The organism is Pseudomonas kitaguniensis, from assembly GCF_009296165.1.
Classification (GTDB): Bacteria; Pseudomonadota; Gammaproteobacteria; order Pseudomonadales; family Pseudomonadaceae; genus Aquipseudomonas; species Aquipseudomonas kitaguniensis.
This window is the reverse complement of the sequence record NZ_VUAZ01000055.1, coordinates 1-21,659: the sequence shown is the minus strand read 5'-3', so window position 1 is coordinate 21,659 and position 21,659 is coordinate 1. Positions and strand designations below refer to the sequence as shown.

Sequence of the window (21,659 nt, the reverse complement as noted above, 5' to 3'; positions counted from 1 at the left end):
CAATGCCCTTAAGCTTCAGTATTCCAATACTTCTGAACGGTAGTACGTGCAATTCCAAGCTTTTCAGCGATTGTTTTCCTGTCGAAACCTTGCGCTTTCAGGGCCCGAATGTAAATCGCATTAACGGGCCGCTTTGGCTTGCCTTGGGAGCGCTTGATGAGCTTTCCGTCACTGAATTGCTCCTCTACCAACTCCCACCCTCCAGACATCTCGAATTCCCTGACACGCAAGGCAGTACGCTGTAAAGCCTCTGACGGGAGTTCTTCACCCTGCGCAGCAATGGCGAGAGTGACCATAGTCAATAGGTCGAGTCCTAGGTAGTCAGCGATCTCGTCCAGCTTCTCCAGCGTCGGCGTCGTCCTGGCCTGCTCAAGCTTCCCTAAATTCGTTCTGTGCGTCGCACCGGCCAGATCCTCGTAACTCAACCCTTGGTGTGCACGGGCTCCGCGTAATGCCCCCGCCAGCGCTTCCTTCAGATTCATGAGTCGGATCCCCAAAAGCGAGGATAGAGCCACGGGGAGTATGTTTCGATAAACAGATCATAGTGATATTATCGTGACATATGGTTTGCTAAGCAGTCGTTTGATCATAGCGGCGGGATGTTTGGATCGATGATGGATTGGTCATGAGAGCAGCACCTAAGACACGGCCAGGGACGTCTCGATGGCAGACGCGCTCCTCAAGTCCGACGTTTATGGCCCGCGTAAGCCTGCCTGCAATCGTCACTGAGCGACGTCTTGGCAAGAACCAGATCCACTTTTTAAGCGAAGGCAGGGATAGTGAGTGATGAAATTCGATTGTGTGAAAGTTTCAGGAAAAGTTGACTACGTTCGATCTGTTGATCGAATGAGCGGCGGACATAAAGCTAAAGTTAGCATCGATGGTGCAGTCATCCCGAATTTGCAATTGTCGAACAAGCTTTATGAAGAGTTGGAGGTCGGCGAGAGTGTAACTTTGTACGGACTTTTTAAAAGAAGTAATGACAAGGAAAAAAACACAGGCATCTTGTACGGCCTAGCGAAGCAAAACGGCGAGAAATTATTTGCAACCCAGTATAGATATCAAGTCCCGCTTTTTCTGACGGTCACTGCGGCCATCGCATTTTTTCTGACTTTCGTCGCCGGTTGGATCGCCTCGATATTTCCAGTGCTTTTCTTGTTTGGAGAAAATTCAGATTATATGTATACCACTACGGTATTTGCAGTAATTGAGTCGAGCTTGGTTGCCGCTTTTTTCCTGTGGAGGGCATTGGTGATGTTCAACGCTACGTCTGATCCTGAAGCTTGGGAAACTACCGAAGCTGCAGTGCTGTCGAGTCGCTTCAGTAAGCTCCATAAGTAATAATCCTGTACGTAGGGCAAGGTTACACCTGCCCCGGCTTCGGCCTCGCTGCGCCAGAATTTCCTTTCCATGAGAGTATCAGGCAAGCGGAGCGCGCAGGCGTGTTGGATGAAAGCCCGTAGGGACGAGACGTGGCTTGCCACGGCTCGGTTCACGCCAGCCATCCGCCGAAGGCGGCACGCCACAACCGCCGTCTAGCTTTGTGAAAAGGAGGTTTAAATGACCTGCGATTTACTCCGCGAACGAGAAAAGACTAGGCGAAGAGTTCTTTGGGCGCTTGCCACCTTCCAACCTGGTGATCCCAGTGCATCCGACCTCCTTGCCATCCTCGATAATCTCGACGAACAAGAGCGAAATGACACCCCCTGTAGCGATAAGCCACGCGAACTCGTTGAGGTTCGTAACTCGGTATCGGTGATGCGTCATAACTCCGGAATCGACATCATTTTGGAGCAGACTATTCCGCAACCCTGGAGAGAGCGTTTCCACCAAGCAAGCATCGGGTCGACCAGAGTTCCTGATGGGCCCTATTCCACAGACTGGGATAAGTTTTTGGTTGAATGGGAGCGTGAGATGCAGCATCTGCAAAATCACCGAGTTGCACAGGCTACTAACAGCTAGAACGGCTGGCGAGCGATGGCGGCGCAACCACACAAGCAGTCGGTGTAGCCTGGTGAAGTTGCACCCTCAAAACAGGAGCTGCAGAGTGGAACGGCCTTCTTTTTTTATCGATTTCGAAGCCTCAGGGATAGCCCCGGATAGCTATCCTATCGAGGTCTCCGTCGTGTCGAGTGAGTTCGCCTTCAACACGCTGATCAAACCAGCTAGGTACTGGACGCACTGGTCGTTTGATGCCCAAGACATGCATGGTCTCTGTCAGGATCAATTGCGTGAGCAGAGTGATACCCCAAATGCTGTGGCGAGGCGTATGAACCAGCTGTTTTCAGGGCAGGTTCTTTGTAGCGACTCGCCACAAGACAGCTTTTGGCTCGATGTCCTCTACGAAGCTGCAGATCGGACACCCACCTTTGAATTACAGCCGCTGGAGGTGCTTCTGGGGCGGGAGGCCGCCAGTCAAATTTACCGCCTCCTTCCAACAACCAAGAACCACCGTGCCCTCCATGACGCGACTGCTTTGATGAACACCTGCCGCGCTTTTTTTAAAGCTTGAAATATCAAAGGTCTGATTACCAGGTATTGAGTCAGACTCTTCCGTCCTTTAATCGGATCAAAAGGCCCCCGATGTCTATAGACTTAGCGGCGTTAGGGATTGCGACATCCTGGGAGCTGCCCAGCTTTCTGAGATCAGAATGCTGGCGCTCGCTTCTGTAGTGATGAGTTGGCTATATAAGCGAGCGGTATCGCTAGTACCTATCGATCATCCAGAAAGGGCTGCAACCCCATCTGTAGCCACCCGCACAAGCGCTCCTCTATCTCATGCCGAATGGAATTGCCATGCAACCGAACGACCAGATCCCTCACCACGACGTACTAGATCCTGCACAACTCAAGCGCATTGAGTCTGTTCATAAGGGGCTTCTTTATCAGCATTTGTACGCTGTGGGCTGCCTACTGCTGGCGCAATCTGCCGGCGTACGTGAAGTGTCGGTCGAGCGCGACGAGGATGTCGAACTCAGCACTGACGCTGGCCAAGTGTACGTCCAGGTGAAAACGCGCTCGAAACCCATTATGCCGGTTGACGTTTCTGGAGCTCTGGAGCGCTTTGAGATCCTGAGGCAGGAGCATAAGCAGGGGCGGCGGCCAGGTGCCGCCCAATTCGTCATCGTCGTAAACCAAGTGCTAGGGGAAACCCTCCGGTCTGAGGTTGATGAGCATAAGGCGTCTGTTGACTTGATGTACCTTTCCCCTGATTCAAGCGCGTTGCGCCCAGCCTACCTTCCTCCTGCCTGGACATCTCTGGAGGAAGCTGCTCAGTGGTGTGCGGCAGAAGCTGAAAAGCTGAATTTCTCGCTGCTGTCACCTTCTTCTTTGACTTGGAAAACGGCGGGGCTGGTGATGCTCGCGTGTGCTGCTGGGGCCGGAAACGCTCGGCATGTTTTCCACACCTCAGAGCTGCCTGGCCTGTTTGAACAGTTGATTGTTCAACTGCAGGACTTCCCAACACCGCCTCTCTCATACAGGCCGCAACAAAATGAGCCTGAGCTCACTTCAGCGGAAAGGGTGCGCATAATCTGCGGGTTGTCCGGTGCAGGCAAAACCACATGGGCCGCTCATGCGGCTCTACACAGTCCTGAGCCATGCGCTTATTACGATGTTGGTGACCTACCAGGGCCCGCTCTGGCAAGCTCGATAGTGCGGGAGCTCGCCTCCAAATACATGAAGCGAGACTCTGATGGTATTCGTAAGATACTGTTACCAGGGGCGAGCGGCTACGAAGCGATTCGGGCGCTCGACAGATTCCTGGAGCAGGCTGAGGCGCCCCTTATTGTTGTTGTAGACAATGCGCATCGTGTGCCGGTAACGAACCTCCGCGACCTCCTTAACGCCACGCGGCACATCCGCTTCATCCTCCTTTGCCAGCCTCATGAAAATGTACGTGAGCTCGAGGCCGTCATGGGCTTGCGTCGTGAGATTTTACAGGGCTGGGATCTTGACACCGTTGCGCAGGTGGCCAGTGGCGCGGGCGCCTATGGCAGTCCTCAGGCACTCCAGCAGCTCCGGGCCTATTCTGGGGGCCTCCCGCTGTATGTCGATAGTGCCATTGCGATTGCCAAAGCTGATTACGATGGGAACATTGAAAGGCTCTGCGCTGACCTTGCCTTACAGGCTAACGTGGCCGAGACCGCTCAGGAGATCATCCTGGCGCGTGTGTACGACGGTTTTGACGCAGTTACACAGAATGCCTTGGCAGTCGTCAGCTTGGCCGACACTGGGTTAACGCAAGAAGAAGTGGTTCGCCTGCTCCAAGCCACCCTCAAGCTCTCGCCGGGTGGCGCTGCTGCGGCAATCAAGAAAATCCAGGCCACGGGGACGGTCGAGGTTTTTGGCGCTAAAACGCTCAAGGTACATGATGCAATCCGCGCGCTGGGCCTACGTCACCTGGAGCTGATGGGTGAGCCCTCGGTCACTGCCGCCTTGCTGACGTTGAGGGAGTTGCTGATCCAGGGAATGGAGAAATACCGGGACACTTCGCGTATTGCACTTCTGATTCAAGTTTTCATTAAGCTTAATGACGTCGAGCCACTCATCGAACTAGCTGGAGAAGAGACGTTTTATGAAATGGGAATCTTAGTAGATGTGGCGTCTAGTTTAGCCGCTGCAGTAAGCTCGGGAAGTTTGGATCCAGGGCAAACGTTTTGGGCTCTTGACGGGCTTGTATTCTCTCTCATGAGAGACAGTCGTTATGATGAAGCGTCAAGCCACCTATCAACGATGGAGCAGATTCTAGATGCTCACAACTTTGAGTTTCGCGAGCATCTGTCGCTAGCGATGAAGAAAATGTTGTTTGCAGCATACCTCGGTCATGAAAAGGATGTAAGCAGAGCAGTTGAGTCTGCTGCCCCAAAAATCCCAGATTCGACTCACAAGCGGATATTCGATTACACCCATGCTTTCGCTTTGTGGAAGCTTGAGCGCTATAACGCAGCAGAGCACCTGTGCAAGGCAGTCATGGATCAATATTATGAAATTTTGGGGCTTAAGCCGGAAGATGTCCTGGGCAAAAATCCAGATGTACTCTGGAAAGTGGTAAAGCGGTCAAACGACGTGAGCGAGGATATCAAGCACCTTGCGGACTCGTTGGATTTATACGCGAAAATTTTGAATGCGCAGGGACGCAATTCAGGCTTTTCTCGCATCCATGCCATGAAATTCTACAATATGGTTAATGCATACGATTCGTTCGTGAGGTTGGGGCAAGATGCCGCTGAAGAGTTTGCCGAAGCAGGTGAGTATGTGGGAGCTAGAGAAATTCTTGAGCAACAAGTTTTGCGTGTAGTCTCTGAGATGGGTTTAATCGGAAAGATGGTTCAGGTCAGGGGGCAGTACGCAGAAATACTCGCGCTTTGTAAGGACTATGCAGGAGCAGTTTCTGAGGTCGAGCGACTCCAGCACTACATACACGGGCTCGCAAAAGATGAGGCAAAGGAGCTTTTAAACCAAATCGGCAATGTAGCTGAAATTATGCGTAAGGGTATTTATGGATAGCGCCTTGCTTAGGTGAGTGCTTTTATTTTTTTTGATGGCGGTTGGATGAAATACCAACCAGAGAGCTAAGCGCCTTGTAATCAAACTGCAATCGCTGAATCCCGCCATACCTCTTATCAGGAATCTAAAGCCGGCGGACGATAATCGGGATGCCCCTCCGTGCGCTCACCACGTGCAGACGCCCAGAAGTATTTCGCGTGATGCTTGTAGACGTCTGTGGCTTCGGATAAGTCAAAGGCCAGACCTTGAACCAAACTCAACAGTAGGCTCATGATTTCGAGGTTGTCTTGATAGAACGCCTCAATTTCGTCATCGCTCGCCCAAACAGGCGGCGCACCATCACCGCCTAGCTGTGTCGGGGTATCCGATCCTGCTACTGCTACCGGGGACATCGGCAGTTGACGGTGTGCCAGATGCTGGTGCCGTAAAGTCTTTAGCTTCTTCAGAACTTCGAAGGCTGCGCCATTCTCGCTGTATTTTTGGATCAACGTCAGAATCTGATCGCGTTTCGGCTTGAGTGACTTCTTCACCGCTTCGGGGGCAAACTGGGAGCTCAGGCCTAGGCTCCGCGCCCGGAACTGAACCAAGGCTTCAAAGAATTTTTTGTCTCGCAGACGATCCGCGATCAGGCTCATCCTCACAGCCTTTTGATTGGTATCCCATACGCGTGTCAGTGCGAGTAGTAACTCGCGCCGTAGAGACAACCGAATGATCTGAAAGGCATGTGCCGCATAGGAAGTGCCGATACGATCATGAAGGCCGGTGTCATATGCCGCAGGTCGCCACGTCTCATGGAACATAACCGCCAGTTCGATCTCCTGTCGGGCCGTGTCGACCATGTTCTTCAATCGTTCGATCTCTTTTTGGGTCTCATCCATCTAAATCGTCCATGAGCGAAATAATCCTGATTGTAACGTGCAGTGCGATGGAGTGTGGTCAATTGCCAGTGAGGGCTACTCAGAGTGCTGGTCGAATCCGATGCAAACAACAGGTCAAGTCGAATGCAAATGAGCGGGCAAGTGCAACGCAAACGGGTGGTCAGGTGGAGTGCAATTTCCCAATAATTGATGAGCTATGCCCGATGCTCGCGCAGCCAGCACCTAGCTAAATGCGCACGGTCATTATCCCACCAGAGAGGGCTTCGAGAACGTCGGTCTTGTGAGGCTCAGGGAACGCAACCTTAACAGACATCAAAGCTCTGCATCCCAAGCATCCATGGCCTCATTCATAGTAGCGTACCAGTGGAGTTCACTGCCCCGAAGGGCGTAAGCGACTTGCCTGTGGGTATTGCCGTCGACCCAAGTCGGAAGGCTCTCTAAGGCTCTCGAAAAAAAACTGGCCGCAGCTACAGCGAATCGACCTGAACTCATGCCTTGGAGGCACGTGTAGCGCACAGCAGACCCACTAGGAAGCCGACGCCAAGCCACCACCTCAATACAGTCATGCAGCCCCTCAGCAGACGGATCAGCCTCCTGAGCCACCTCGACTGCTGCAACGGCTTGGTACGGCCCACTATGCGTCCCTGGGGCGTGGACAAGGTGCTTCAACTGCTCACGTGCTGCGACAATTTGCTCACGGAGCTCTTCAGGGTCGATAAACATTCCCCCCTCTGGTGTCACCCTGAAGGTTTTTAAGCCGTTCGCTGCCAGGATGAATTCGCGCTCACGCTTCTGTTCCCAGTCGGGACGGCGGTCGGGAAACAACCTGGAGATTAAGCGATGGAGGTTGATCAAGGGATGCTCCGATGACGTGAATGGTAAGGCACCCCGGTAGGCTATCACCCAAAGCATCCCTGCTCGAAACGATGGCATCTGAACAACCACTGATATCGAGAACCACTGACTCACAGCAAACTGTCGGCTGGAGACGCCCCCCCCCCAAGCAAGCGGAGCGCGCCGGCCCGCAGGGCCAGAGGCGTGAGGATGGAAGCCCGAAGGGCCGAGACATGGCAGCGCCAGGGCTTGGTACACGACAGCCGCTACCCGCAGGGGCACACCCTTACTGAAAGCCCAGGATCATCAACCTCAGAAAACATGATCAGGGCTTGGACGTCGTACCTCATTTCCTCATGCACAGAAAAGAAAAAACCGGCCCTGAGGCCGGTCTTGTCATTTGATGCCGCTGACGATCAAATCGATACAGGCGCCGCGATATGCGGGTGCGGATCGTAGCCCACGACCTCGAAGTCTTCGAACTTGTAGTCGTAGATGGATGCAGGCTTACGAAGCAGCTTCAGCTCAGGCAACTGACGGGGCTCACGAGCGATTTGAGTCTTCACCTGCTCCATGTGATTGGAGTAGATGTGGACATCGCTGAGCGAGATCACGATCTCACCAACGTCGAGATCACACTGCTGAGCAAGCATGTGAGTCAGGCACGCCAGGGACGCCGTGTTGTATGGCAGCCCCAAGAAGCTGTCTGACGAACGAATGAACAGGTGCGCTGACAGCTTGTTGTCCACGACGTAGAACTGGTACAGCAGGTGGCACGGGGGCAGCGCCATCTTGCCTTGCCGGGCATTTTCCTGAGGGCTTACCTTCTCGTCCGGCAGATACTCTACGTTCCAACCATGGAACAGGATTCGCCGGCTGTTGGGATTGGTCTTCAGCGCGTTAACGACGTAGTCAATCTGGTTGATTGTGCCGCCATCCTTGGTTGGCCAGGCAGTCCACTGCTTACCGTACACAGGCCCAAGGTCACCTTCTTCAGTAGCCCACTCATTCCAGATTTTTACGCCATTCTCATTAAGCCACTTAACGTTAGTATCGCCGCCTAGAAACCAAACAAGCTCATTAACAATACTTTTAAAATGCAACTTCTTTGTTGTGAGCAAAGGAAAGCCTTTCGACAGATCATGGCGGAACTGCCTGCCGAACACACTTATTGTACCAGTGCCAGTACGGTCGCCTTTCTGAGCGCCGTTTTCAAGTACATCACCCAGTAGATCCAGATAGCTTTTCATGCATTTTTCTCCACCTGGGCAGCTTCCAGGATGCTGATTACCTGCTTGAGTTTATCAATGTCTCGCTGAGAGTCCAAGAGACGTTTATTGGCATCTGTCAAAAGGCTTTTATAGGTATCTCTCGAACTTACCATACCTTGATATTTATTTTCGTTGGTCTGAGCAATATCGTGGGCGACCTTAGCCTCAGTAAACCAATGAAGCACTTCAATCCGAGCCGACTCTAACTTTTCAGTTAAAACCACCATAGGATCAACCGGCTTCTTATTCGAAACCCTCTTGCGCAAAACCTCAATACGGCGATTTTCCTTGATAGTCTCAAGGCGCTCTAAAGGCCAAACACGTTGCCGGATAGTATTTCGATGCATACCAGTGATACGGCTAAGTTCGGCAACAGTTGCCTTCAAAGAATCGTTCGCACCAATATCAAGAAGTGCCTGAGCCAACAACTCTGTATATTGATCAAAATCTTCCTTGTTCTTCTGGTCGAACGCACGTGGATCACCCATCTCAGAGTTCCTCTTCCAGAAGCTGAAGGACGCCATAAGCTTCCTCCATCGCAGCTTTGTTCTGCGCGTGCGTATGAGCGTACTCGGGATTCCCAAGCATCGCTTTGTTCTGGTAATACACGTCTCGCCAAGCCGGCGCATTGGCCTTGCTGACGACGGCATTCTTACACTGGTTGGGGTTACACCGAAGCCCTCCAATACAGGGCAGGGAACTGTCGAATTCGTCCACGCCTCCACCATAGCAGAAGCCGGAGCCCACATTGATGACCGCAATGTGCTGACCAAGCATGGCCTCAAAGATATCGTCCTCTGTGTGCCCAGAGGCCATGTAACCCCTGAACACCTTCCTGAGATTTTCCTTGTGGGCCTCAGCATTCACACCAGCGTAGCTGCCATCAGGGTCAAAACGCTGATGAATGCTCTCAAGCTCCGCATCCTGACGAAGCGACCTCCCTTTCGCCTTTCGGGCACCGCCACCCTTTGAAATCCTGTCTGCAATCTCGCCATAAAGCAGGGTGGTCTTGCTAAACCCACGGTCAGAATGTCCCACACCCACAATCTCACCAAAGTGCTTAAGCTGGTGAGAGATGAACGGCAGCCCCAAGTCAGCACGATACAGCTGGTAGGCCAGAGTGTGGCGCATCATGTAGGCGTTGAAGTCGAGGTCAGCAAAGGTCTCTGGCGGCAAGATACGCTCGAAAAACTTATCCAGCGTAAGCTTCGTGCCGTGGGAAGAGAACGGCTTTCCACGCTCCCCAAATGCGACGGTATCCACATTTGAAAATATGTGATCATTGTTCTTGTATTTGCTGATCAACTGGCATACCCGTACAGCATCACGCACAATCGGAATAGCCAGCCAGAAATCATCAAACAACTCAACAAGGTTGTCTTGATGTTTACTCACATTACTCGACAAAACCCAGTAACGGCCATCAGGTCGGAGACTGGAGCTAGCGAGCAGTTCAGCATATTCCGAAGGACGCATCCCGGTGTATTGACCGATAATGTAAAGGCACGAGTAGTTAACAAAGTTCAGGTAGAGCCTGAACTGATCATCAAGAGCTGAGCCTGTATCTTTTTCATATTGCTTAACAGCGTAGGGAGCTATCACAGAAAAAAGTCGGCTGGAGTTCATGACATCGCTGCCCAGAACCTTAGCAACCTCATCCTTCGAGAAGCCTTTATTAGCAAGACGCTTGTATACATACAAGTTGAACTTGAGCGGATTCAACCCGTTCTGCTGCGAAGGGAAGTATTCCTTAGCGTTACGGCGCTTGAGGCTAGCAGCATCAACTACGTCCTCTCCCATAGCATCCAGAAAATCAACAATGGACAGCGAGGCCATCTGGGACGAAATCTCAAAGACGTTGTTCGGTAGTAATTGCGATTTCTGTTCCGCATCCTTCTCAGGCCTTTTTTTACCACCCAAAACTTTCCATTTCAGCTTGGAAAAGTCGACAAATGGCAGGCTCGCACCGAACACGTTCGTTTGCAGGTAGCCTGACTTAAGTAGCTTGAAAAGCTTCTCAGTATGTTCATCGTATACGTAGTCAAAATCTTCGGCAGCTGTGGCATAGAAATGTGCAGGCAAGCATTGGATTGAGATCAGCTCACGATCCACGTGCTCCTTTCCAAGCTCAATGGCCGCGACGGAATAAACCTTATCCAAAAACCGAAGCCCGCACTCATAGTCACTGATCAGAGTATTGGGCTTGAGCGGCTTCTTGCTGACTCGGGTGGATTTCCCGTCCGCTGGGATCCCGCTCAGAGCCTTGAGAATGATCATGAATGCGGCTTTGAGCTCGAGAATCGCGAGCTCTGGAATGTTGGGGTACTTCGTGAAATCGATGCGAAGCTTGGCTCCGCGAATGTAGCGCGAGGCGTTCGGATAATCCGCATTGAAGTCCCAGACCCCGTCCAAGAATGCAGAGATCTGAGACACTTGTAGTGTGTTGAGATAGGCCAGAAAAGCCAAGGCCTCCTGCTGTTCGCTCTCCGCTTCAAGAACCGAAGCTTGGCCCTGCAACAGCGACAGGCTCGAGCGAAATCTTGAGAAGGTCAAAAGGGTAGAAAAATTAATCTGCTCCATCATCACATCGCCACCCCATCCACCAGCACAGTCGTATCCACGAACTCGGAGAGACGACGGCCCTCGTCCAACTCCTGAGGTGTGAAATCAGATTTGGAATGCAGAATGCCATCCAGCAGCGCCAGGTTCTCGCGTACCACGCGTCCATACGGCGTATCCATGATGCGAGAAGCCTCCTTGAGCGTGAGGTAGTCCCGCTCCATCGCGAACAGCTCTGGCAGGTTCGACGCGGTGAGCAAAACGTTCTCGCATCCCAAGCACATGTTGTACAACGCACAAGGGCTGCCGGGCACATAAGAACTCAGCTTCTTGATGAAGTCAGGTGGGTTGAAAATGTTACGGCAGCTCGCCAGCGGAGTCTTGAAGACAACCTGCGGCCCGTCGAGATTAACGACATCGATGAGGTTGGCTTCAGCCTCGCCGTTAGCGCGATTGTCAGCCAATTCCGCTGCCGACTCATGAAGCTCCCTGAGAGCCACATCCAGCTTGGAGCGTGCGATATGGTTGAAGTCCATACGATCCAAGTAGGCCAGCGTCGTGTCGATATGCTTGTGCCCCAAAATCAACTGGATCTCACGGACGGGGACGTCACGCTCCACAAGCTCGCTGACGAAGCTGGGGCGCAACCTGGCGGGAGTGAGACTCAACGGCTGGCCATTGCTGTCTAAGAAGCCTTTACGCTTACCGTAAGCAGCAAAGGCAACCCCTAAGGCACCGTCCTTCCCAGTGGCAAAGGACTTGATCTCCATGAAGCGTTTCCGAGCAGTGGATTGCCAAATGAATAGCTTATCTCGCATAACTGGGGGTGCAGATACGCGGATTTTGGCCGTCAGTGCCTTGACGTCCTCGAAGATCTGAGCGACAGCGTACGATTGAGACGTGGTGAGCCAGGTGATGTCAGCTTCGAAAATATCGAGATGCATCAGCTTTTCGCCGTCAGAACGCTCTTTCCAGTACCGGAGGCAAGGACGCCCAGTGAGCGGATGCTTAGGCTCAAAGTCATCCACATCAAGCAGCTTAATTGAGTCAGCGTTCAGCCCGGTCACTTGAGCCAGCTTGATCGCATAAGGAGTGATCACCTGAGCGTCCACCAGATAGTGAGTGCCCCAACCCTCTACAATTTCCCGCAGCCCGGTGTCTGAACGTCTTACGATGCTGAGGAACGCCCTGATGTATGGATCCTCACTGCCCTTTTGATCGTGACCAACGTGAGAACATCCCAGTTTGTTCTCAAAAATCCAACGTGCATTATCAAGGGTTTTAAAGCCTGGTTTGAAGCTCCCTTTCTCGTTGAGAGGATCCCTACCAATGCCGCTCCTCTGGTAAGGCTGTGCAAGGGTGTTGTAGTGCAGGATATCCTCGTCCACGCTCGTAGAAATACGTACACGCTCGGCGCTCGAGTAGGGGCGGTACTGATCAGTGACACGATCAGCATCAAATCCCTGACAGTTGATGAAATCTGATCCTGTGTACCCTTTGATATTCTTGACGGTAGTCAAAGTTTTCCGGACGGCACTCACCAAGGTCGTTGCGGCAACCGGAGATAGGTCACCCTCGACAATGTGGCGCTCAAGATACGAGCGAAACATAGGGAGAATAAATGGATCGAGAACTTCAATAAGCGGTTCCATGCCGTTGGAGCCGCGCCCCGTAAGGAATCTGGTTAACCATTTGAAACCCTCAAGGTAGTTGCCAGCTCCAGAGTCGCTGGTCGTACCGAGCGAAGCGGTCGCGAACGCATGCTTCAGGTCGTTGAATGGCCTATCTGCTGATGATTTTTCGAGCTCATCCAAGGTGGCGAAATCAAGCCTCTGAAGTCGTTTGAAATCCACAAGAGCATTCTCCTGCGGCACAAACTCCTCCTTCGACTCAATCCGCTCCTTAACGGTCATGTAGTCCGCAGAGGTGACCCCGAGAGACTGAAGATCAAGGTTGATCTCCTGATAGGCGAGCCGAACACTTTCATGCCTGCTGTAGCCGTGCTTGATCGCCTCCAGTGCAGAAGCCGGCACAACTGACTTGGAGAGCTTTAGCTTGTTGCCAAAAATCGGGAGCGCGCGTTTCTCTTCCTGAGAGAGCGATTTATACCAGCCCAAAAGCTTCAAACGCCAGTTACAGCCAGCAGCGGTTTCCCCCTGGTGAATGACGCCGTCAATAAGCATATTCAGGATGAGCTTCTGCTCTGCAAGCTCGAACATCTTGATTGATGGGTCGAGATCCTTACTCGCAACATACGAGTCGCTCAGCATCAATGGCGCATAAGCACCACTAGAATTTTCGCTAAGCTCAACGTGGTAGTATTGGAGTGGGTTTTCTTCCAGTTCTCTAAGCCACCTGAAGATTTTGGCACTTTCAAATGCGTGCTCTGAAAAATTCATTTCTTATCTCCCAACCTGATTTTCAGCGTCGTCTGAACAGCAAGATCCGCCATGCCTTTTGCCTTGGTCGAAACCTCGCCCGTGTTCGGGCAAACCAGATGAAAGATGTCCTGTGGCAACTTGGTATAAATTCCTGTAGTGGATGTGTCTTCGTGGCCGAGCGACTTCTGGGCCATCAGGAGTTTGTTGAGATAGTCATCACCAAAGTCCGGGCTAGTCAAAATGGCATATGCGTGACCATGGCGGAGCTTATGCGGCGAAACCATACGCTCAAGTCGCTTGCTCTTTACTGCACGCTTAGAGAGCCGCTCAAGTAGCTTGCTGACAGCGTCTGGGTTAAACGGCTGTCCCTCTGAATTGAAAAAGCACGGAGTTACATCGGCGGTCTCATAACGGCGAGCGTGCTTCTTAAATAGGGGAGACGCGTGATAACGCTTGATGCGTTCGAGCACAGCCCGGCTCACGATTGAGTATCGTGGCTTAAACTCATTTCCACGTGCTTTACTGCCGTCAATGTAAAGAGGACAGTAATCAGGATGCACCCAATCAAGATCTTCATCCGCAACAAAGTTAGCTTGAGCAAACCCCAAAGCCCTATTCACGGCACCCAGAGTGACCCTGCCAACTTCACTTCGACGCAGACCCACATCAAAGATAGCTTGGATCAGGCAGCGTTCTCTCTCGCTGCTCGCAGACTCAATAAGCGCTTTGAGTTCCTGTAATGAACAGGGATAAACCAAATCCTTCTTTGGAGCAGGAGAGAGAAAACCACCGGCATAAGGATTGTCTTCACGTAATTGGCCCCTGTGCTTCCCGCCGACGCACAGGAAGTCATTGAACAGGGCCATATAACAAGCATCCCTGTTACGGATGGTCGTTGAGGTCAAACCATCCACTTCACGCAGGTGGGTAAAGTACCGTTGAATACCATGTTTAGTTACGGCAAGAAGAATTTCGTCATAAGAGGAGGTTCTGAAAGTTGGCGTGCCTTTCAGGTGTTCGAGCATGTAACCAATGTTACGCCCGTACGTCTCGGCTGACAGGGCCGCTAACTCGGCGCTGCGAACTGCGAAGGTCAGGTACTCGCTTACAAGCGGGACTAGCCTCTCTTCTGAATCGAACAGCCCCACCGCCGTAACAGAAACACGGTCTGCCACCGTGGGCCCATCTTCGTTGAGCATCGACCCACCCAGGTCTAGCATCTGCTTTTCTTTGGTTACAACCTTCACCGACAACCCCTTTTTGAAGGCCGCCCATCCTATGCAGAATGTGCAGCTTGTCAAGGTCAAGATAAAGTCGCATGAAGGGTAAATTTTTTTAGGCGAGGAAGGCGTACTGTGCGCTTTTTCCTACGTCCGATAAAAGGAACACGTCGGAGCTGCGGATGTACAACTGCATCGACAGATGACCGTCATGCACAAATGCCTGATACAGCAGGTGACACGGCGGCAGCGCTTGCTTGCCGTTGCGCGCGTTTTCCTGCGGGCTTTTGGTTTCGTCCGGCAGGTACTCAACGTTCCAGCCGTGAAACAGGATGCGGCGGCTGTTGGGGTTGTTCTTCAACGTGTCGACCATGTAGTCGATCTGGTTGATCTTGCCGCCGTCTTTGGTCGGCCAGGCGGTCCACTGCTCGCCATACACCGGGCCGAGGTCGCCGTCTTCGGTGGCCCACTCGTCCCAGATTTTCACACCGTTTTCGTTCAGCCACTTGATGTTGGTGTTGCCGCTCAACATCCAGATCAGTTCATTGGCGATGCTTTTGAAGTGAAGCTTCTTGGTGGTCAGCAGCGGGAAGCCGTCGGCCAGGTTATGCCGATACTGACGGGCAAAGACGGCTTTGGTGCCGGTGCCCGTGCGGTCGCCCTTGGTCAAGCCATTGGTCACGACGTCGTTCAACAGTTCGAGATATTGCTTCATGTGATTACCCGTATCGGTGAAGCCGGGGCGCTTCACGTAAACACCCCGGCATTCGAATTTAAAGCACCGCGTTCTTGATCGGTTGTGGGCGGTTGTACGCCCACCACAGCAGGCCAAGACCGGCCAAAATCATCGGCAAGCTGAGGACCTGCCCCATGGTCAACCAGCCCCACGCCAGGTAGCCCAACTGCGCATCCGGTACGCGCACGAACTCGACGATAAAGCGGAAGATCCCGTAGAACAACGCGAACATGCCAGACACGGCCATGGTTGGGCGTGGCTTGCGCGAGAAGATGTACAAGATGAGGAACAGCGCCACACCTTCCAACGCGAACTGGTAGAGCTGCGACGGGTGACGCGGCAATTGCGCCGGGTCGCTGAACGGCGGGAACACCATGGCCCACGGCACGTCGGTCGGTTTGCCCCACAACTCGGCGTTGATAAAGTTACCGATGCGCCCGGCGCCCAGGCCGATCGGCACCATCGGCGCAACGAAGTCCATCAACTGGAAGAATGACTTGCCGTTGCGACGGCCGAACCACCACGCGGCGATCATCACGCCAATAAAACCACCGTGGAACGCCATGCCGCCCTTCCACACCTCGAAAATCAGCGTCGGGTTGGCGATGTAGGCGCTCAGGTCGTAAAACAGCACATACCCCAGGCGCCCGCCGACGATCACGCCCATCGACAGCCAAAAAATCAGGTCGGAGAGCTTTTCTTTGGTCCAGGTCGGGTCGAAACGGTTCAGGCGCCGCGACGCCAGGAACCAGGCACCGCCGATGCCGATCAGGTACATCAACCCGTACCAGTGGATTTTCAGCGGACCGATGGCCAAGGCCACCGGATCGATCTGCGGGTAAGGCAGCATTGCGACTCCTCGTTAAATCATTAGTCATGGCGCGCGGACCATGCCGGTGCGCGATTAAGCCTTCGTTACAGCAAAAAATTCAAACCGACGCAAAACAGTAAAGCGGCGAACAACCGCTTCAATAAACGCGGCGACAAGCGGTGCGCCAGGCGCGCGCCAAAACGCGCAAACAGCATGCTGGTCAGGGCAATGCCCAACAGCGCCGGCAAATACACGAACCCTAGACTATGAGCGGGCAACAGCGGCTCATGCCAGCCCAGAATCATGAAACTTAATGCACTCGCCAAGGCAATCGGCAGACCGCACGCCGATGAAGTTGCCACAGCCTGCTGCATCGGCACACTGCGCCAGGTTAAAAACGGCACGGTCAGCGAGCCGCCGCCTATCCCGAAAATCGCCGAGGCCCAGCCGATCAGCGTGCCTGCCAGTGTCAGGCCGAGCTTGCCCGGCACCGTTCGGCTAGCCTTGGGCTTGGCCTCAAGCGCCAGTTGCACGGCGACCAGCAGGGCGAACACGCCGATAATCTTCTGCAAATTCGGGCCGGAAATCGCCTCGGCGGTCAGCGCGCCAAAACCTGCGCCGATCAGGATGCCCACGGTCATCCACACAAAGATCGGCCAACGCACCGCGCCACGCCGGTGATGCTCACGCACGGCATTCACCGAGGTAAAAATAATCGACGCCAGCGACGTGCCAACGGCCAAGTGAGTCAGCACCTGCGGGTCGAAACCCTGCACGGTAAAACTGAACACCAGCACCGGCACGATGATAATCCCGCCGCCCACGCCAAACAGCCCGGCGAGTACGCCTGCACACGCACCGAGCAGCAAATACAGGAGAAATTCCATGGAGGCCCCTAAACCAAGACCGGCATGTTAACGGATGGAAGGCATGCGGCCCAACTGGATACGATGGAACGCCTGCGCCGGTGTGGGTAGAGTGAGCAAAAACACAAAAGGGATCGCCTGATGTGCCTGATTGTTTTCGCCTGGCGGCCGGGCCATGCCCAACCGCTGATCGTTGCGGCCAACCGTGATGAATTCTACGCCCGCCCTAGCCTGCCGCTGGCCCAGTGGCCGGATGTGCCCGAGGTTTACGCGGGTCGGGACCAGGAAGCGGGCGGTACTTGGTTGGGGGTAAACGCCGCGGGGCGTTTTGCTGCGCTGACGAATATTCGTGACCCGCACCAGCCGCCGGCACGCAAGTCTCGCGGGGAGCTGGTGGCGCGTTTTCTCAGCGGTTTGCAACCGATAGGCGAGTATTTAGCCGACGTTAACGGCCGTTCGATTGAATATGCCGGGTTTAACCTGCTGGTTGGCACGCCGGATGAGCTGTGGCATTACAACGCCAATCAGCCCGAGCCTGTGCGCCTGGAGCCCGGGGTTTATGGGTTGTCCAATGCCGGGCTGGATACGCCGTGGCCAAAGTTGCTAAAGGCCAAGGCGGCATTGAATGAACTGCTGGAAAACCCACAGCCGCAAGCCTTGCTGGCACTGCTGAGCGACCCGCACACCGCACCGTTTGCAGAGCTGCCGGATACCGGCGTGGGGTTGGCGACCGAGAGTCTGTTATCCAGCGTGTTTATCGCCAGCCCCAGTTATGGGACGCGGGCGAGCACGGCGTTGATCGTGAATGCCGATGGCACGCGGCAAATGCTCGAACGCAGTTTTGGCCCGCACGGCGGGCGGCTGGGTGAGGTAGCACTCAACCTCTAGCGGGAGTGGGCACACCACAAAACCATGTGGGAGGGGGCTCTAGAGGCTTTTTGCGGAGACCGGGTTGATCATCCGCGTGAGCCCGAGGTTCTTCAGCGCCAGTTGCAGTGAGCTGTGGATAACTTGCGGGTTGTCGATGGTCATCAATTGGGCGAGCAAATCCTTGGCCATGCTCAGCTCAACCTGACGCAGCATCCACTTCACTTTCGGCAAGTTGGTGGCGTTCATCGACAAGCTGTCAAAACCCATCGCCATCAACAGCACAGCCGCCGCCGGGTCGCCGGCCATTTCACCGCAAATGCTCACCGGTTTGCCTTCGGCATGCGCGTCGCGCACCACGTGTTGCAGGGCTTGCAGCACCGCTGGGTGCAGGTAGTCGTAGAGGTCGGCAACCCGCGGGTTGTTACGGTCCACCGCCAACAGGTACTGGGTCAAGTCGTTGGAGCCGACCGACAGGAAGTCCACTTGCCGCGCCAACTCTTTGGCCTGATACACCGCCGCCGGAATTTCGATCATCACGCCAATAGGCGGCATCGGTACGTCGGCGCCTTCGTCGCGCACTTCGCCCCACGCCCGGTGGATCAGGTGCAAGGCTTCTTCCAGCTCATGTGTGCCGGAGATCATCGGCAGCAGGATGCGCAGGTTGTTCAGGCCTTCGCTGGCCTTGAGCATGGCGCGGGTCTGCACCAGAAAGATTTCAGGGTGATCAAGCGTCACGCGAATGCCGCGCCAGCCAAGGAAGGGGTTGTCTTCCTTGATCGGGAAATACGACAGGGACTTGTCGCCGCCGATGTCGAGGCTGCGCATGGTCACCGGCAATGGGTGGAAGGCCGACAGTTGCTCGCGATAAATCGCCAACTGCTCTTTCTCGCTCGGGAAGCGCTGGTTGATCATAAACGGCACTTCGGTGCGGTACAGCCCAACCCCTTCGGCGCCACGTTGCTGCGCGCGGGCTACATCGGCGAGCAGGCCGGTGTTCACCAGCAGCGGCACGCGGTGGCCATCGAGGGTCACGCACGGCAGTTCGCGCAACGAGTCGAGGCCCAGCGCCAGTTGTTTCTCTTCTTCGACCACCTCGGCGTATTGCTTGCGCAGCAACTCGCTGGGGTTGGTGAACACTTCGCCACGATGGCCATCGACGATCATGTCGATGCCGTCGACCTTGGAATACGGCAGGTCGACCAAACCCATCACCGTCGGAATGCCCATGGCGCGCGCCAGGATCGCGACGTGGGAGTTGCCCGAACCAAGTACCGAAACCAGGCCCACCAGTTTGCCTTCCGGCACTTCGCCGAGCATCGTGGCGGTCAGTTCTTCACTGATCAGAATGGTGTTGTCGGGGTACACCAGGTTGGTGGTGCGGTCTTCCTGCAGGTAGGCCAGCAGACGGCGACCGAGATCGCGCACGTCCGAGGCGCGCTCGCGCAGGTAGGCGTCGTCCATCATTTCGAAACGGTTAACGTGATCAGTCACCACTTGGCGCAACGCGCCCTGGGCCCACTGGCCGGTTTTGATGACGGTTTTGACTTCGTTGCCCAAGGACGCGTCGTCAAGCATCATCTGGTACACGTCGAACAGCGCGCGCTCTTCAGGGCGCAGTTGCGTCGCCAGCTTGGTCGACAGGTTGCGCATGTCGGCGCGCACGCCTTCAAGGGCAGTCTTGAACAGTTTGATTTCAGCGTCGATGTCGTCGACGCTTTTGTCCGGCACCACGTCCAGGTCGGCCGGTGGCAGCATCACCACTGCTTTACCGACCGCAGCACCTGGCGAGCCCGGCACACCGACGAACTTGGCTTCCTGAATACCCTTGCCCTGACGCCCAAGGCCGCGAATCGAGCCGGTCGCTTCGGCGTGGGCAATAACCCCGGCGAGCTGCGCGCTCATGGTCACGAGGAAGGCTTCTTCACCTTCATCGAACTGGCGACGCTCTTTTTGCTGGATGACCAACACGCCGACGACGCGGCGGTGGTGAATGATCGGCGCGCCAAGGAACGAGGCGTAGCGCTCTTCGCCGGTTTCGGCAAAGTAGCGGTAACGCGGGTGATCGGCCGCGTGCTCAAGGTTCAGGGGTTCTTCACGCGTCCCCACCAAGCCGACCAGACCTTCATTGGGCGCCATGCTGACCTTGCCGATGGAGCGCTTGTTCAGGCCTTCGGTGGCCATCAGCACAAAACGGTTGGTCTCGGGGTCCAGCAGGTAAACCGAGCAGACCTGGCTGCCCATGGCTTCCTTGACGCGCAATACAATAATCCCCAACGCCGCCTTGAGATCCTTGGCGGAGTTAACTTCCTGGACGATCTTGCGCAGCGTATTGAGCATGGCTCGGGGTCGAACTCCGTCGTCAGTCGCGCGATAAAAGGCGCGGGGCAAGCTCTTTGAGCGCGCGACGATACACTTCGCGCTTGAATGTCACCACCTGGCCCAACGGGTACCAATAGCTGACCCAACGCCAGCCATCGAACTCCGGTTTACCGGTCAAATCCATCCGCACCCGCTGCTCGTTCGAGATCAGGCGCAGGAGAAACCATTTTTGCTTCTGGCCGATGCACAGCGGTTGGCTGTGGGTACGCACCAGACGTTGCGGCAAACGATAGCGCAACCAGCCGCGCGTACAGGCCAAAATTTGCACATCTTCGCGCTCAAGGCCGACTTCTTCGTTCAACTCACGGTACAAGGCGTCTTCAGGGGTTTCGTCGGGGTTGATTCCGCCTTGAGGAAACTGCCAGGCATCTTGGTTGATTCGGCGAGCCCATAGCACCTGTCCGGCATCATTCGTAAGAATAATCCCGACATTAGGACGGAAACCATCGGGGTCGATCACGGCAACAACCTCGCAAACGCATGTTGTCGCATTGTTCCACAAAGGTTCATCAAGCGGCAACGAGGCTTCTTACCTTATGTGCACTCTTGTGAAAAGACCGTATTCTGGACGCCTTTTTACAGACTTTTCAGCGAGTAACTGCAATGCGCCTGGCTTTATTCGACTTGGACAACACCCTTCTGGGCGGTGACAGCGACCACGCCTGGGGCGATTACCTGTGTGAACGCGGGATTCTCGACCCGGTGGCCTATAAGGCTCGCAACGACGCCTTTTACCAGGATTACCTGGCCGGCAGGCTGGATAACGCCGCCTATTTGAACTTCAGCCTGGAGATTCTCGGCCGCACCGACATGGCCCAACTGGACGAATGGCACCGCGACTTCATGCGCGACTGTGTTGAACCGCTGATGCTGCCGCGGGCCGTCGAACTGCTGGCCAAGCACCGCGCGGCGGGCGACAAGCTGGTGATCATCACGGCCACCAACCGTTTCGTCACCGCACCGATTGCCGCGCGGCTGGGGGTTGAAACCCTGATCGCCACCGAATGCGAGATGGAAAACGGCCGCTACACCGGGCGCAGCACCGATGTGCCGTGCTTTCGTGAAGGCAAGGTGACGCGTTTGAATCGTTGGCTGGAAGAGACCGGGTACAGTTTGCAAGACAGCTACTTCTATAGCGACTCGATGAATGATTTGCCGCTATTGGAGCAAGTGACCCACCCGGTGGCCGTGGACCCGGACCCAAGTTTGCGTGCCGAAGCTGAAAAGCGTGGCTGGCCGGTGATTACGCTGCGAAGCTGATGGCCCCATCGGGAGCAAGCCCCCTCCCACATTTGCAATGCATTCCTATCTGGAGAGGCTTGCTATCACATTGGACTGCATCCCAA

Annotated in this window: 17 protein-coding genes and 1 pseudogene; 6 read left to right on the top strand and 12 right to left on the bottom strand. The window is 54.6% G+C overall.

Annotated elements, in window-relative coordinates; all coding sequences use genetic code 11:
• Nucleotides 1-8: 8 nt before the first annotated feature.
• A complete protein-coding gene (locus tag F0169_RS10570) occupies nucleotides 9-482 on the bottom strand; it encodes a helix-turn-helix domain-containing protein (protein ID WP_152746475.1) in 474 nt (157 codons plus the stop codon).
• Between the two features lie 304 nt (nucleotides 483-786).
• On the opposite strand from F0169_RS10570, the gene F0169_RS10565 reads away from it, so the two are divergent.
• From F0169_RS10565 to F0169_RS10550, 4 genes are all read left to right on the top strand, one after another.
• A complete protein-coding gene (locus F0169_RS10565) occupies nucleotides 787-1,341 on the top strand; it encodes a hypothetical protein (RefSeq protein WP_152746514.1) in 555 nt (184 codons plus the stop codon).
• Between the two features lie 219 nt (nucleotides 1,342-1,560).
• On the top strand, nucleotides 1,561-1,962 hold the full coding sequence (locus F0169_RS10560) for a hypothetical protein (RefSeq protein WP_152746474.1): 402 nt from the start codon (nucleotides 1,561-1,563) through the stop codon (nucleotides 1,960-1,962).
• 85 nt (nucleotides 1,963-2,047) lie between these two features.
• Nucleotides 2,048-2,512: a 3'-5' exonuclease family protein gene (locus F0169_RS10555; RefSeq protein ID WP_152746473.1), complete on the top strand. Its 465-nt coding sequence runs from the start codon at nucleotides 2,048-2,050 to the stop codon at nucleotides 2,510-2,512.
• A gap of 284 nt (nucleotides 2,513-2,796) precedes the next feature.
• Complete coding sequence (locus F0169_RS10550; RefSeq protein WP_152746472.1) at nucleotides 2,797-5,508, top strand: ATP-binding protein; 2,712 nt, start codon at nucleotides 2,797-2,799, stop codon at nucleotides 5,506-5,508.
• A 116-nt stretch (nucleotides 5,509-5,624) separates the two neighbouring features.
• Here the strand turns inward: F0169_RS10550 and F0169_RS10545 are convergent, their stop codons facing one another.
• The 9 genes and pseudogenes from F0169_RS10545 to F0169_RS10500 form a co-directional block, all read right to left on the bottom strand.
• Nucleotides 5,625-6,386, bottom strand: coding sequence for an AbiU2 domain-containing protein (locus F0169_RS10545; RefSeq protein WP_152746471.1), 762 nt, complete (start codon nucleotides 6,384-6,386; stop codon nucleotides 5,625-5,627).
• 1,250 nt (nucleotides 6,387-7,636) lie between these two features.
• Nucleotides 7,637-8,470, bottom strand: coding sequence for a thymidylate synthase (locus F0169_RS10535; protein WP_152746469.1), 834 nt, complete (start codon nucleotides 8,468-8,470; stop codon nucleotides 7,637-7,639).
• Entirely contained in the window at nucleotides 8,467-8,979 is a 513-nt protein-coding gene (locus F0169_RS10530; RefSeq protein ID WP_152746468.1) for a hypothetical protein, read from the bottom strand. Before F0169_RS10530 ends, F0169_RS10535 begins: the two co-directional genes overlap by 4 nt.
• Nucleotide 8,980: 1 nt before the next feature.
• Complete coding sequence (locus tag F0169_RS10525) at nucleotides 8,981-11,074, bottom strand: site-specific integrase (RefSeq protein ID WP_152746467.1); 2,094 nt, start codon at nucleotides 11,072-11,074, stop codon at nucleotides 8,981-8,983.
• Nucleotides 11,074-13,449, bottom strand: coding sequence for a site-specific integrase (locus F0169_RS10520; protein ID WP_152746466.1), 2,376 nt, complete (start codon nucleotides 13,447-13,449; stop codon nucleotides 11,074-11,076). Before F0169_RS10520 ends, F0169_RS10525 begins: the two co-directional genes overlap by 1 nt.
• Nucleotides 13,446-14,678, bottom strand: coding sequence for a tyrosine-type recombinase/integrase (locus tag F0169_RS10515; protein ID WP_341869097.1), 1,233 nt, complete (start codon nucleotides 14,676-14,678; stop codon nucleotides 13,446-13,448). Before F0169_RS10515 ends, F0169_RS10520 begins: the two co-directional genes overlap by 4 nt.
• A gap of 133 nt (nucleotides 14,679-14,811) precedes the next feature.
• Nucleotides 14,812-15,366, bottom strand: a pseudogene (gene thyA, locus F0169_RS10510) (thymidylate synthase); the annotation flags it as partial.
• A 58-nt stretch (nucleotides 15,367-15,424) separates the two neighbouring features.
• The gene (lgt, locus tag F0169_RS10505; protein WP_152746465.1) at nucleotides 15,425-16,237 is read right to left on the bottom strand and encodes a prolipoprotein diacylglyceryl transferase; all 813 of its coding nucleotides are present in this window, start codon (nucleotides 16,235-16,237) and stop codon (nucleotides 15,425-15,427) included.
• Nucleotides 16,238-16,302: 65 nt separating this feature from the next.
• Complete coding sequence (locus F0169_RS10500) at nucleotides 16,303-17,085, bottom strand: sulfite exporter TauE/SafE family protein (RefSeq protein ID WP_152746464.1); 783 nt, start codon at nucleotides 17,083-17,085, stop codon at nucleotides 16,303-16,305.
• 120 nt (nucleotides 17,086-17,205) lie between these two features.
• Here F0169_RS10500 and F0169_RS10495 point away from each other — a divergent pair, with 120 nt between their 5' ends.
• Nucleotides 17,206-17,952 carry an NRDE family protein gene (locus F0169_RS10495; RefSeq protein ID WP_152746463.1) on the top strand — a complete coding sequence of 249 codons (747 nt, stop codon included), beginning with the start codon at nucleotides 17,206-17,208 and terminating at the stop codon, nucleotides 17,950-17,952.
• A gap of 39 nt (nucleotides 17,953-17,991) precedes the next feature.
• On the opposite strand, the gene ptsP is transcribed toward F0169_RS10495, so the two are convergent.
• Both ptsP and F0169_RS10485 read right to left on the bottom strand, forming a co-directional pair.
• A complete protein-coding gene (gene ptsP / locus F0169_RS10490; protein WP_058413698.1) occupies nucleotides 17,992-20,271 on the bottom strand; it encodes a phosphoenolpyruvate--protein phosphotransferase in 2,280 nt (759 codons plus the stop codon).
• Nucleotides 20,272-20,293: 22 nt separating this feature from the next.
• The gene (locus F0169_RS10485) at nucleotides 20,294-20,773 is read right to left on the bottom strand and encodes an RNA pyrophosphohydrolase (protein ID WP_053128161.1); all 480 of its coding nucleotides are present in this window, start codon (nucleotides 20,771-20,773) and stop codon (nucleotides 20,294-20,296) included.
• Nucleotides 20,774-20,916: 143 nt separating this feature from the next.
• Between F0169_RS10485 and F0169_RS10480 the strand changes: the two genes are divergently transcribed.
• Nucleotides 20,917-21,573: a histidinol-phosphatase gene (locus tag F0169_RS10480; protein ID WP_152746461.1), complete on the top strand. Its 657-nt coding sequence runs from the start codon at nucleotides 20,917-20,919 to the stop codon at nucleotides 21,571-21,573.
• Nucleotides 21,574-21,659: the final 86 nt, after the last annotated feature.